The sequence below is a fragment of the Paenibacillus shenyangensis genome (genome assembly GCF_000346635.1).
Taxonomy (GTDB): Bacteria; Bacillota; Bacilli; order Paenibacillales; family Paenibacillaceae; genus Saccharibacillus; species Saccharibacillus dauci.
In genome coordinates, this window is record NZ_AOIG01000034.1 from 43,390 (window position 1) to 56,173 (window position 12,784).

Here is a 12,784-nt window from a genome sequence, read left to right on the forward strand (position 1 = left end):
GCGAGGTTGCCTCTGCATCGCTTACGAGGTTAGCTGTCGGGTTCGGACATTTTGAACTGCTTGTATTTCATGCCCTTTGAAGAGTCCTCCGCTCATGGCGCAAGTATCCCCAATTCACCCCATAGACCCTGTATCAGGAATCAGACAAGTTGCCTTCCGTTACTACTGGTTTAAATGCTGAAGGCAGCTGTTGGTTCCCCCGTTCTCCTATGTAGGAAACTCAGCGAGACCGAATCATGGAATCTCGTTTATCAATAACAAGATTAAATCACTGATGAAATGATATCCTGAACTCAACCCCACTGTAAAGCGATAGGCAACTCCGTTTTTCTTAAAAAGTAGTTAAAATCTTGTAACATTTTAGCGTTTATTCGTTAAAATTCATTCATATATCGGTATAGCTCGGTTTTTCAGTGGTTTTTCTCCCTTTTTCACCGTATGCCAAATAATGTAAGGGCGTTTTTCGTCGTGATTTCACTAATTTCTTCCAGCGAGACCCCTTTTAGCTCGGCAGCTGCCTCGGCGACAAGACGCACATGAGCCGACTCATTTCGTTTCCCACGATAAGGATGAGGTGTCAAATAAGGGGAGTCCGTTTCGAGTAACAACCGGTCCATTGGCACCTGTTGAAGCACCTCTTTGGGCTGCTTCGCATTCTTGAAAGTAATCGGCCCGCCAAACGATAAATGGAAGCCCATATCAAGGCACATTTTGGCGGTCTCCCAGCTGCCCGAAAACGAGTGCATAATGCCGCCGACTTCAGATGCTTTTTCCTCTCTCAGGATACGTACAATATCTTCATGGGCTTCACGATTGTGGATAACGATCGGCATATTAATGGATCGTGCCAGACCAATTTGCTCGCGCAGTACACGATGTTGAACATCTTTTGGCGATTTATCCCAGTGATAATCCAGTCCGATTTCGCCGATAGCGACCACTTTTTCATGTTTGCATAAAGATTCAATCCATTCCAGATCTCCCGGCTGCATCGTAATCGCTTCGACTGGATGCCATCCGACAGCTGCATAGATGAAATCATAGGCTTCGACAAGTTCCATGGTAGTCGGAATCGTCTCACGATCAAATCCTACATTTACCATCCGCGTTACACCCTCTGCATAAGCACGCTCGATGACTTCTTTGCGATCTTCATCAAAATCTTTGGAATCCAGATGCGTATGTGTATCAAATAACATATGTTTAACTCTCCTTTACTCCCTAATACTCTATTTTTAATCCGTAGACTTAAATTTCGAATTCCATCTGTGCAGGACCAAGTTTGTCTTCAAAGATATCTGCTACCTGCTTAGACAGCTGATTTTTTACCCTTTCCAGCTTTTCCTGTGGAAAGTACAGATGATAACGACCACGATGGATGCCGCTAATGGATCGTACCACGTCAGACACTTCCGAGATTTCCTGCACCTTGTTTTGACGATTCAATAGCAGAATTTGTTTCTCTTTTTTGGGATCTCCCGGACGAAATACATCATAAGGCAGATCAGTCGGGAAATCGATCTCCAGATCGTAGTGGGGATGAAGCCCGGCTCGCTCAAATTCGGAACGGATTTCATCGATCATATCAAGGTCGATTAATTCTGTTTCTACATATTTATAAAGTCTGCGTTCCATAAAGCGTGAACATACATCCGCGAGGATCTCGTCCTGCTCCAGTGTCCACTGCATAAATGTAGTTTGTACCAGTGCTTCATCCAATAGAAGATACTCATTTACATTCAATGTTCCTTCAAATAAGGAAGGCAGCGGATGCGGCAGGAATTTGAAAGCATATCCCTGATCAAAAAGTTCTTTGGCCCGCTGGAAAATATGCCGCAGTACAATATCCGAGCTCCGGGTAACCGGGTGGAAGTATACCTGCCAGTACATCTGGTATCTCGACATCAGATAATCTTCAATTGCATGCATACCTGATTCCTTGACGACAATTCGTCCATCATGCGGGCGCAGCACTCGGATAATCCGATCCATATCAATCGTTCCATAATTGACGCCGGTAAAATAGGCATCCCGGAGCAAGTAATCCATGCGATCTGCATCCAGGGGACTGGATACCAGATTGACCACAATCGCTTTTTCGTAGTCTTTGCGAATGACTGCTGCAACCTTCTCGGCGAATCCTGGTTCTACTTCTTCCAGAATCCGGTTGATCTCAGTGTTACCAAGCAGAATTCGACAGGTCCATTCCTCGTGATTCATATCAAAAGCTTCTTCGATGGAATGAGAGAAGGGGCCATGTCCCAGATCATGCAGCAGCGCGGCACACAGCGCGACCATCCGCTCTTCACTTGGCCAGTCTTCATAACCTCCACGTTCGAACTGAGAGATAATTCGTCTTGTAATCTCGTACACACCGAGAGAGTGGGAGAATCGACTGTGCTCGGCACCATGAAATGTCAGATAGGAAGTACCCAGCTGACGAATCCGCCGCAATCGTTGAAATTCGGGCGTGTTGATCAATGTCCAAATCAGACGGTCCTGTACATGAATATAATTATGAACGGGATCTTTAAATACTTTTTCTTCTTCCAAAGGTTGTATAGGTTTCAATTTTAGCCCTCCTTCACCGAAACTTGATTCCAGTATTTTCTATGCGTTAAAATAGAATCATGCCTTTATTGTCGAACAGTGTCGTTATATACAATAAATCATTTTCCAAATCGACAAACGCTTTTTATAATAATAATATAGCCCAAAACCTGCTTTATATAAAAAAAAATTGCGTTTTTCCTCTAAAAAAGGCGTTTTTATATAATTTTTAGGTTGACTGATTTGGGAAACGTTGGTATTATGAATATCATAAAAGATAGAAATTTGTCGAACACTGACACTTAATAAAACAACTTAAACTAATAAAACCAAAATTGAGAGGATTGATCAGTATGATGAAATCAACTGGTATTGTAAGAAAAGTAGACGAATTGGGACGCGTTGTTATTCCTATCGAATTGCGCCGCACACTGGGTATTGGTGAAAAAGACGCTCTGGAAATCTACGTAGATGGCGAGCGCATCATGTTGAAAAAATACGAGCCAGCTTGTATCTTCTGTGGCAATGCTGAAAATGTAACTTACTTCAAAGGTAAAATCGTTTGTAACGAATGTATTTCAGAAATTCCTGTTCCTGTGACAAAATAAATAAAATAGGTTATAATAGATCCATACACTTATTAATTCTAACCTTTATATATCTCCTTGGGCCTTTACCCGGCAGTTACTGTCTGGGTAAAGGTATTTTTTTGTTTATACGCTCCTATGAATATCCTAAATTACATTATACTTTCTTTTTGTGACCACTTCCAACTTACATAGGAAAAAGGGACCTTGACGTCGTCAATATCCCTTTTTTTCGAGTTTCTACTATTATAATGTTTTTACCCATTTTACTATAAAAAATACCGTTTATAGTAGTGCCTGATACACGTCTCTTTTGGAGAGGCCGCGATCTTTGGCTGCCTTTTTCATTGCATCCTTGCGTGGAAGCTGCTCTCGCTGTTCATAATGCTCTACATGCTCTTCGATCGTCATCTGTTGCCACCACTCATTCGCTTCTGCCTCTGCTTCACTGGCAGACTGTCCCTGCAGTACAATACAGTATTCTCCTAGCGGCGGATGTTCCTCCAGCCAGAGCAGAGCTTCCTCGATCGTCCCTCGTAGCCATTCCTCATGACGCTTGGTCAATTCCCGGGCCAGTACAACCGGTCGATTGCCAAGATGCTCCAACATGGCTCTAAGCGTCTTGATCACACGGTGAGGCGATTCATAAAATAAAAGCGTTCCCTCCGCAGCACGTGCTCCTTGCAAAATAGCTTCTTGTCCTTTGGCATCCCGTGGCAGGAAGCCAATAAACGTAAATCGTTCTGTCGATAATCCGGACGCAATCAATGCCGACAGTGCAGCATTGGCTCCTGGAATCGGCACGACACGTACTCCCTGCTCCAGCGCCAGCTGTACAAGATCCTGACCAGGATCCGATATAGCCGGCAGACCAGCATCACTAACCAGAGCTAGGCTCTGTCCTTCACAGATTAGACGAATCAGTTCCGGTCCGCTCGCCTTTTTATTATGCTCGTGGTAGCTGACCAGCTTGCGCGGTGTAATCTCAAAGTGGTTTAGCAGTTTGCGTGTCTGGCGGGTATCCTCTGCAGCCAGGATATCGCACTCCTGCAGGGTTCGTACTGCCCGGTATGTCATATCTTCGAGATTACCAATCGGCGTCGCCACCAGATACAGAATACCGGGTTCTATTGTATTTTTATTTTCTGTATCCCCAGCGACAAAGCTTTTCTGAATCTGTATGCTCATAATGACTCCTTTTGTCCATAATAAATATCCATAATCTCAGGTACATATTCGTTATTCTCGTTATATACAATCAGCGGCGGTAGGATACGCAGCTCTGGTTTGCCGGCGCGCAGTCCCTCGACCAGTACCATGTTGGCTTCCATATGAGCGCGAGGATGCACATAACGTACACGTTTTGGCTCTACTCCATACGTACGCATCAGTGACAGAATATCCACCAGACGATGCGGACGGTGTACCATAGCCAGCTTGCCGCCTGTACGTAGCAGCTGGGATGCTGTACGAACCACATCTTCAAGTGTACATCCAATCTCGTGACGCGCCATTGCCTGATGCATATTCAGCTTGATATCACTGCCTGTCATCTGGGCATACGGAGGATTCACGGTAACCGCATCATAACTGCCATGCTCTCCTGCCAAAGGCATTTCCTTTAGGTCCTGTTCGCGGATCGTAATCCGTTCCTCCATCTGATTCAGCGCTACACTGCGGCGTGCCATACTGGCCAGACGCTCCTGAATCTCCACACCTTCAATAGCTGCACGGGTTCGTGTACTTAGCAAAAGGGGGATAACCCCATTTCCGGTACAGAGATCCATGATTCGTCCCTGTGGCGGTATGCTGGCGAAGCGTGCGAGCAGTACAGCATCCATCGAGAAGCTGAAGACTTCGCGGCTTTGAATAATTTTGAGATTATTGGTTAACAGATCATCGATCCGTTCTCCGGGTTCGGTAAATTCCTGGTTCATGGTTATTCCTTTCCTTATTCCAGCTACATAAAAACCGCGGATGCACTCCGCGGCTTATAGGATCAATTTATTCGGATTTATTCAAAAACGATAGACAGAACAGACAGTCGCCTTCTGTACGCAGATGTCCATAATAGACATTACAGATATGGAATCCTTCATGGTACAGACGAGCCAGATTATCATATCCTTCTCCAACTACTTCCGGATAAGGATGACTGTGCGTGTCTTTGAAAATCTCGGCGATTTGAGGTTCTGCCACTTTCACTTCAAGCGGTACTTCTTTTTTGAGTACACGGCGCAGCTGTTCGTTCTCAATGGTGAGACGCTGGTTTTCCTCCAGTAATTCTTTGACGGCGAGCTTTAATCTTCCCATATCTCCGTGCATATGGTTCATTTGTGTCTCCAGTTCATGAATATGCTCAAAAAGATTTTTCTTTTCCAAGTTTCCACCTCAAAAGCAGCCTTTGACCGGTTTACTTCACAACCACCTCATCAAACGGCAGTTCCTTGACCTTGCTGATATCGAAGATCTGGACATGCACAGTTCTGGAATTCGCATTGATGCCCACAACTTTGCCATCCCCCAAAGAGGTGACGACAAATTTTCCCACAGCAGGAAGTTCTTCTTTGATACTTTCATAATTGTCATGTTCAAACTTCAGACAACACATCAGACGGCCGCACAATCCCGAGATTTTGGTCGGGTTCAGAGACAAGCTCTGATCTTTGGCCATTTTGATCGACACGGGTTCAAAATCACCCAGCCAGGAAGAACAACACAGGATTCGTCCGCAGGGACCAATCCCTCCCAGCATTTTCGCTTCATCCCGAACCCCGATTTGCCGGAGCTCGATCCGTGTACGGAAAATGCTAGCCAGATCTTTGACCAATTCCCGAAAATCTACTCGGCCTTCCGCAGTAAAGTAAAAGATGATCTTGTTACGGTCGAATGTATATTCAACGTCGACCAGCTTCATTTTGAGCTGGTGTTCTTTGATTTTCTTCAGACAGGTCGCAAATGCATTCTTCGCCGCCACCCGATTTTCTTCAACGATCTGAGCATCTTCATTACCGGCAATCCGAATGACCTTCTTCAAAGGAAGAACCACATCATCCTCATTGACCTGCTTGCGCCCAATCACAACCTTGCCATATTCGATCCCTCTTGCTGTCTCGACAATAACATGCTGTTCGCTATCCACTGCAAATTCAAGCGGATCAAAGTAATATATTTTACCCGCCTTTTTGAAGCGGACGCCTACTACGTTATACAAAAGATAAGCCTCCTCATTTGCCAATACCGTTCCTACTACTTGCTGCAAAAACGATAAGAAGATCCCTTCTAGTTCTCACGGACATGGCGTGTTTTGAAAAAGTCGCTGCTCTTCCAGTAATGTGTTGCGCATGATGTGTACACTGCCTGTCCAGTTACAGAAGTTTCTTCTATACCTTAGCCACTTACCCCTATGAGAAACTGCTCCATACACAGCTGCCCATTCACATGGGAGCGGAGCATTTTCTTACTTTCGGCAGCAAGCGCCATACAGGATACCCAATGCTGCATGCTGCGGGTGTGAGCCACCTTGGAGAGAGACTCTAACTGATCTATAAAAACGATACTTTCATTTCTGCCGATCTGGATATGGATCATATCTTTGAACCATAGATGGAAAAGATCAAATATTCGATCCAGATGATCTCCCAGTCCGCCCTTGAACAGCTTCTGCTGTGCGGTAATAAGGCTTATGCTCCCTCTACCTGCGGATTCCTTCCCTAATTGTAACACTACGTTTCTAATTTCTGCAAACCAATTCTCACTTAGAAGTTCACGACATTCATCCGGGTCGGAAGCGATCTGTACCGCACAGCGTATAAGTGGCATCGGAAAGTTCTCATCAGCCAGAATTTGCGTCATTTGCTGCGGGTCGAGCGCGGTAAACATAACCGGTTGTGTACGTGAACGAATAGTTGGCAGAATAGACTGTACATTTTCGGTCAGCAGAATCGCAACCGCTGGCGCAGGCGGCTCTTCCAGAAATTTGAGCAGGCTGTTGGAAGCCTGTACCGTCATTTTATCGGCATCTTTGATAATATATATTTTGCGGTTGCCCACCTCGGAACGATAAGAAAAAATTCGCTGTAATTCGCGAATCTGTTCAATTTTGATCGAGTTGCCATCCGGTACCACCACATGAAAATCTGGATGATTGCCATGCTCCATTTTGCGGCATTCGATACATTCTCCGCATCCTTCATCCCCCTGGTGTATGCATACCAGTGCCTGGGCAAAGCTGCGGGCCATTTTCAACTGGCCACTGCCTGCAGGTCCGTTAAACAAATAGGCATGTGAGATTTTCTGGCTTCGCAATCCGTTCTGCAACACACGCTTTGCCATTTCCTGTCCAATAATCTCCTGAAAAGACATACTTCCTCCTTACCGTACCCGAAGCCTGCAGTCATCAACATGGCCTGTATCGGCTAACATGTCGTATAACTGCAGGCTTCCTGTCCTGCCTTGATATTACATCTATGCGGTCAGATCCAGAATCACGCTCATCTTTGTGATCAAATGAGCGGTCCATTACATTTGATCCTGGTAGCTTTGCTTCTATCATCCACTTCTTCATAGAGAATGAACGCATGTTTATCAGCGAATATTGAAATGGATCAGTATAGAAAATTAACCAGCATGCCGCGAATTTCGCCCATTCGCTGCAGCAACTCGATTCGCCCCTGCTCGCTGTTCAGCAGTTCTTCTGCCATACTGATCAAGGCAGCATCTACTTCATCAAGCAGCTTGTATTTCTTGCTGCGTCCACGACGATCAAAGCTGTGCGTTTCTTTTAACTTGATACCACGGCGAACCGTATCTTCCAGAAAGCGCTTGACCAGCATCTGATAGGATTTCAATTCACGCAGTGTCATGGATTTGGCCAGACGTTCACCCTGCATCTGAATCTCTCTGAATTGGCGCTGTACTTCATCATGTGTAGCCTGCGTGCCATGATTCTGCAGCACATCCGAGAAATTCTTTGGTTGAACAACCTTGTTGGGTGTATCCGCTATAATAGGGTTACTCTTCATCATCGGGTAACCGGGATTAATTTTCATAAATCTCTTCCTTTCCATTGCACCTGTAATAGGAATACACTGGCTCGTAACCATCCTTTTATCGTAATTAGCCTAAGCTAAATCATTGCCTGTGTGAATGGTCTGCCAAATACTGATATATATATCAGTATCGTTCAAATGCAGCCATTTAAGAATAGCAAAACGGAAAAAAGAAATTTATATTTCATCTATACAGGTTTATCCTACAGCACTACCTTATATCCCTGCTGTTTATTTACGTCCATATAAAGAAGATGGACCGGTGCCAGTAACTGTCCCCGATCCTTACCTTCTATTTATTATACTATTTATTGCATGCTATGTTACATAGGAATTACGTAAATTTACACTTTTACTGAATAATATGAAATAAAAGAGTTTAGAAGTGCTCGAAACGCTCAACTGGCAGTACAAATACCGTTGCTCCGCCCACTTGGACTTCTACCGGAAGTGGCAGATACGAATCGGTTGTGCCGCTCATCGGTGTGACCGGAGTAACCAGTTGTTCACGAATCTTACAGCTGTTACGGATAACGTCCATAACTGCTTCAATCTGACTGTCATCTACCCCGATCAGAAAAGTCGTATTTCCTGCTCGCAGAAATCCCCCAGTACTTGCCAGCTTGGTTGCACGGAAGTTCGCCTTTACCAGCTCTCCAGATAAACGGTTACTGTCTTTATCTTGTACGATCGCTATAATCAGTTTCATTATCATGGCCTCCTCGATCAGAATCTAGCATCTTATTCCTCTATTACTCATTTGACACAACCTATACAAAATCCTTTTTTTCAACCCTGGTTCCAATATTGTAACCACTTTCTTCTATTCTAACTCACTTGCTTGTCCAGCCTGAGAAGCAATCAGCCGATCGATCACCTGTCTAATCTCTTCAAACACCTCTTCTTCAGTCTGTTCACCATTAACCATAATGAACTGGTCGGCATATTGTTTTGACAGTTCCGTATAGCCCTGATATACACGATGGTGGAAATCAATCGCTTCCAGATCCAGTCGGTTGATCTCTCGGTCACTTGTCTTGGCCATGATCCGCTTCAGTCCTACTTCCGGACGGACATTAATGTAAATATTCACATCTGCCCAGTATTCACGCTGATCGACCTGAATTGCCAGACGGTTAATATCCAGAACAGCCTTACCCAGTTCGCGACCGTATCCTTGATAAGCGAGCGACGACATAACATACCGGTCACAGATGACCAGCTGACCTGACTGTACAGCCGGAATCACTTTCTGAATCAGATGCTCTCTACGCGCGCTGGCGTACAGCAGGCACTCTGTGAGACCGCTCATATGATTGTCCACATTCAGAATCACATTGCGAATCTGCTCGGATACCGGGATGCCGCCAGGCTCCCTTGTAGATAAAAAAGAAACATCTTGTTCAGTCAGATACTGTTTGATCCGTTCTAGCTGGCTTGTTTTGCCGCTACCATCCATGCCCTCAATTGCAATAAACAATCCATTTTGCTTCATTGTATTCCTGCTTTCCATGTTCACCGGTCCAGATCACAATTACTGGCCTCATCTTTTGATAACATGACAGCAGCATATAGGCTGATGCATGTTTTATATACTTGTATTATATCATATGCGTTTTTCAGTCTTTTGATTGATCGTACGATGCGATATAGACCCGAATAGTTTGTAATGAAGAGTCCGCAGCTCCCTGTACTTTTATAGGGTGGCTACGCACAAGCATTAACTGTCTATGCACCAGTTCACCAATATATTCACCTGGATATAGTACAGGGATACCTGGAGGATATGGAATAATCATTTCCGCACTTTGTCTACCATTCGCTTCCTCCAAAGGAATAGTCTCAATCTGTTCCTCGGATACAGGGGTCATCGTAAACTCAACAGGTTCAGACAGTAGTGGTATGCGGGTATTCTGGGGATTCACTTCGCACAATTCATACTGATTTTCCTTATCAGATTCATGATACCCATGTGAATACAGAAGTGCTTTTCCTGCTATGCCTTCATCCCGATGGTTCTCCTGTATTTGCTCTTGAGCCTCTTTTCTAACAAGCTGCTCTTCGATTTGTTCCAGTGCCTGTAATGCCTGCAAGGTATCTTCCATCTGTGAGCCGAGACTGAACACCAGTACCACGTATCGGTCATCACTCATTTCAGGAAAGCATCCATACTGCTCCAGCATCTTCTGCAGCTGAGTTCCCGGAAGACGATCCATACGATCGTAGATAACGACTTTAAAAGGGTCCTGTGTCCAGTAGGAGATCACTTCATCCTTACTTCCTTCCAGTTTATCTCCATTCATACTAAGGGGTTCAGCCGACTCTACACTTTTCATGTGTTCGGTATTAGAGTAACTTACCTCCAGTACTCCAAAACGAGTGCTCTTCTTTACTCCTTGTACAAAGTGATCTCTTGCTTCCAGTCCCTTGGCAAACAGCTCTTCTCCATACTGATCAATCAGATACCGACTCAGATCAAGCGAAGCCATAATCGGATAAGAAGGGCTGGAGCTTTGCAGCATGGTGAGACGCTGCTTCAAAAGCGTACGATTAATTAAGGGTCCTTGTATATGCAGCATAGCACCCATTGTCATAGCTGCGAGCATTTTATGCGTGGACTGTACAACACCGTCGGCTCCTGCCTTCAGCGCATTGGAGGGAAATCTAGAATGATGACCGTAATGTGCTCCATGCGCTTCATCTATTAATAAAGGAATACTATACATATGGCATTCTGCTGCAATTGCGGTCAGATCTATCCCTATTCCATAATAATTGGGGGAGGTCAGCATAACTGCCTTGGCTTCTGGATATTGATTAAGTGCTTGTTTTACACTTTGCAGGTCAGGAATAACGGCCAGTTGACTATGTGGCTCTACATCGGGTGTTAGAAAGACAGCTTTTGCGCCTGCCATCATGAGTCCATGAATAATAGACTTGTGTACATTTCTCTGTACAATCACAATATCACCAGGATGAGTACATACAGTGAGTAATAAAGCCAGATTACCCGATGTACTTCCACCGACCAGCCAGTGTGATTCATCTGCTCCAAAACATGCTGAAGCCAGCTGCTGTCCTTTGAGGATCACTTCCTCCGGATGATGAAGATCATCGGTTCCTTCAATTTCTGTAACATCTATCCTCAGTATCGCTTCCCAGATATCTTGCTTTAATGCTTCAGACATACCACCTGTTTGATATATTGAGCCATTTTTGTGACCCGGTACATGAAAACTGCGCTGCCCAGAAGAGGCATATTGTACCAGTCTTTCATACAAAGGCGCAGTACTGTTATTTACATTAAAAGCAGTATTATTCTTGCTCTTTATTTGGTATGGCTTATTTTTTTTATGATTCATCGTGTCATTCCCATAAATTTATTGTACGCTACCGCGTATTCTTATTATAATCATAACAATAGGCATTGTCCTGTGATGCTGAATACGATACTAATTGATCATTTACCACTGGATACTGATCAATTAAGACTGTGTTGGTTTCTCTATTTTCCATCCCAATCATGTGGGACTCACTGTGCAAGAATTGAGCCTAAAGTTCTGTATTGAAATAATGGCAGATAACCGATATACATATGGAATACTATCCAAACACATGCAGAAAGGTGGATTGCTCCCCTATGGCAGCAGAGCCTCAGCAAAACGCAACATTCTATCAATATAAACTTATCAAAAAATGGACAATCTCCAAGCTATGGTTCTGGAGCTATCTATCTCTGCCTATCATCGCATTGATTATAGAACTGTTCTATTTTTCCTGGGAAAGTATCGGCTTTTGGATACTATCTTTCCCTCTCGTACTATGGGTACAATTTGTTATATCTCGATCTGTACTTATTATGACAGTAAATCATTTGCGTAAAAGATGGCGGTTCCAATTCCAGTATCCATGGATAGGCTATCTGCCTGATCAATACATGGGATATATGATATTCCGGCGTGTACTGCTACATACCACATGGATCGGTCTTTGTTTTACTGCCGTGTTGTTTATGTGGTTGCCGGTATCCTTCTCAGCCTCGCTGATTGTATGGCATCTATGGCTGTGCATTCCACGTCTGATGATCTTATTAAGACTCACACGACAGCGCAAAGATGGTATGCTCAAACTTAGTAAAGAAGATGTTTCCTACTATATCAGTTAACAAACAAAAAACGACGGTAAAAGTAGTTGCTATATGTGTTCGAATATACTGACATTTCCTTTACTTATATAAAAACCACGTACTTCTTATCTCTTATGTAGAGAGAATCCGTACGTGGTTTTTCGTTATTTTAAAATCTCAGAATAAATAATACCTTGTCATAAAGTCATTTATTATAGAAGAGGCTATAAAATATTCTATTATTAAACCTTCTATCCTAACAAAATCTATAATAGTAGAACTTATAGCATTGCGATAAAGCTGCCAAAATCTGATTGAAGATCGATATCAATTAACTCGTAATTCAAACGTAAAATGTATACTGCATAAAATTAGAATTTTAGTATATATAAATCCGTTCTATACATAGCTAACACTTCAAAAAGTCTATATAAGCTTACAAAAGCAAACAAAAAAGACGCTATCCAGTG

Annotated in this window: 13 protein-coding genes and 1 riboswitch; of the genes, 2 read left to right on the forward strand and 11 right to left on the reverse strand. The window is 43.7% G+C overall.

The features are described from left to right. Positions 1-3: 3 nt before the first annotated feature. Positions 4-236, reverse strand: a riboswitch (cyclic di-AMP (ydaO/yuaA leader). Between the two features lie 195 nt (positions 237-431). Continuing rightward, entirely contained in the window at positions 432-1,199 is a 768-nt protein-coding gene (locus tag H065_RS0123430; protein ID WP_017815543.1) for a TatD family hydrolase, read from the reverse strand. Between the two features lie 49 nt (positions 1,200-1,248). Further along, complete coding sequence (locus tag H065_RS0123435) at positions 1,249-2,571, reverse strand: HD domain-containing protein (RefSeq protein ID WP_017815544.1); 1,323 nt, start codon at positions 2,569-2,571, stop codon at positions 1,249-1,251. A 332-nt stretch (positions 2,572-2,903) separates the two neighbouring features. Between H065_RS0123435 and H065_RS0123440 the strand changes: the two genes are divergently transcribed. Further along, on the forward strand, positions 2,904-3,158 hold the full coding sequence (locus H065_RS0123440; RefSeq protein ID WP_017815545.1) for an AbrB/MazE/SpoVT family DNA-binding domain-containing protein: 255 nt from the start codon (positions 2,904-2,906) through the stop codon (positions 3,156-3,158). A gap of 264 nt (positions 3,159-3,422) precedes the next feature. Here the strand turns inward: H065_RS0123440 and rsmI are convergent, their stop codons facing one another. The 9 genes from rsmI to H065_RS0123485 all read right to left on the reverse strand — a co-directional run bounded on the left by rsmI (position 3,423) and on the right by H065_RS0123485 (position 11,550). Next, positions 3,423-4,325 carry a 16S rRNA (cytidine(1402)-2'-O)-methyltransferase gene (rsmI, locus tag H065_RS0123445; RefSeq protein WP_017815546.1) on the reverse strand — a complete coding sequence of 301 codons (903 nt, stop codon included), beginning with the start codon at positions 4,323-4,325 and terminating at the stop codon, positions 3,423-3,425. Next, on the reverse strand, positions 4,322-5,074 hold the full coding sequence (locus H065_RS0123450) for a tRNA1(Val) (adenine(37)-N6)-methyltransferase (protein WP_017815547.1): 753 nt from the start codon (positions 5,072-5,074) through the stop codon (positions 4,322-4,324). Before H065_RS0123450 ends, rsmI begins: the two co-directional genes overlap by 4 nt. Before the next feature lie 67 nt (positions 5,075-5,141). Then, on the reverse strand, positions 5,142-5,519 hold the full coding sequence (yabA, locus tag H065_RS0123455) for a DNA replication initiation control protein YabA (RefSeq protein ID WP_017815548.1): 378 nt from the start codon (positions 5,517-5,519) through the stop codon (positions 5,142-5,144). A gap of 31 nt (positions 5,520-5,550) precedes the next feature. Continuing rightward, entirely contained in the window at positions 5,551-6,351 is an 801-nt protein-coding gene (locus tag H065_RS0123460) for a PSP1 domain-containing protein (RefSeq protein WP_017815549.1), read from the reverse strand. Between the two features lie 176 nt (positions 6,352-6,527). Further along, entirely contained in the window at positions 6,528-7,502 is a 975-nt protein-coding gene (gene holB / locus H065_RS0123465; protein ID WP_017815550.1) for a DNA polymerase III subunit delta', read from the reverse strand. Positions 7,503-7,744: 242 nt separating this feature from the next. After that, positions 7,745-8,188: a YaaR family protein gene (locus H065_RS0123470; protein ID WP_017815551.1), complete on the reverse strand. Its 444-nt coding sequence runs from the start codon at positions 8,186-8,188 to the stop codon at positions 7,745-7,747. 379 nt (positions 8,189-8,567) lie between these two features. Next, the gene (gene darA, locus H065_RS0123475) at positions 8,568-8,897 is read right to left on the reverse strand and encodes a cyclic di-AMP receptor DarA (protein WP_017815552.1); all 330 of its coding nucleotides are present in this window, start codon (positions 8,895-8,897) and stop codon (positions 8,568-8,570) included. Positions 8,898-9,011: 114 nt separating this feature from the next. Next, positions 9,012-9,701: a dTMP kinase gene (gene tmk / locus H065_RS0123480; RefSeq protein WP_238558018.1), complete on the reverse strand. Its 690-nt coding sequence runs from the start codon at positions 9,699-9,701 to the stop codon at positions 9,012-9,014. A 106-nt stretch (positions 9,702-9,807) separates the two neighbouring features. Beyond that, entirely contained in the window at positions 9,808-11,550 is a 1,743-nt protein-coding gene (locus H065_RS0123485; RefSeq protein WP_017815554.1) for an aminotransferase class I/II-fold pyridoxal phosphate-dependent enzyme, read from the reverse strand. Between the two features lie 497 nt (positions 11,551-12,047). Here H065_RS0123485 and H065_RS28405 point away from each other — a divergent pair, with 497 nt between their 5' ends. Next, positions 12,048-12,353 carry a hypothetical protein gene (locus H065_RS28405; RefSeq protein WP_238558019.1) on the forward strand — a complete coding sequence of 102 codons (306 nt, stop codon included), beginning with the start codon at positions 12,048-12,050 and terminating at the stop codon, positions 12,351-12,353. The last annotated feature ends 431 nt before the right edge of the window (positions 12,354-12,784 follow it).

Coding starts and splice junctions, on each gene's coding strand:
- H065_RS0123470 (WP_017815551.1), bottom strand. CDS start 8,188: ATGAAAATTAATCCCGGTTACCCGATGATGAAGAGTAACCCTATTATA.
- H065_RS0123485 (WP_017815554.1), bottom strand. CDS start 11,550: ATGAATCATAAAAAAAATAAGCCATACCAAATAAAGAGCAAGAATAAT.
- tmk (WP_238558018.1), bottom strand. CDS start 9,701: ATGGAAAGCAGGAATACAATGAAGCAAAATGGATTGTTTATTGCAATT.
- rsmI (WP_017815546.1), bottom strand. CDS start 4,325: ATGAGCATACAGATTCAGAAAAGCTTTGTCGCTGGGGATACAGAAAAT.
- H065_RS0123450 (WP_017815547.1), bottom strand. CDS start 5,074: ATGAACCAGGAATTTACCGAACCCGGAGAACGGATCGATGATCTGTTA.
- H065_RS28405 (WP_238558019.1), top strand. CDS start 12,048: ATGACAGTAAATCATTTGCGTAAAAGATGGCGGTTCCAATTCCAGTAT.
- holB (WP_017815550.1), bottom strand. CDS start 7,502: ATGTCTTTTCAGGAGATTATTGGACAGGAAATGGCAAAGCGTGTGTTG.
- H065_RS0123440 (WP_017815545.1), top strand. CDS start 2,904: ATGATGAAATCAACTGGTATTGTAAGAAAAGTAGACGAATTGGGACGC.
- darA (WP_017815552.1), bottom strand. CDS start 8,897: ATGAAACTGATTATAGCGATCGTACAAGATAAAGACAGTAACCGTTTA.
- H065_RS0123430 (WP_017815543.1), bottom strand. CDS start 1,199: ATGTTATTTGATACACATACGCATCTGGATTCCAAAGATTTTGATGAA.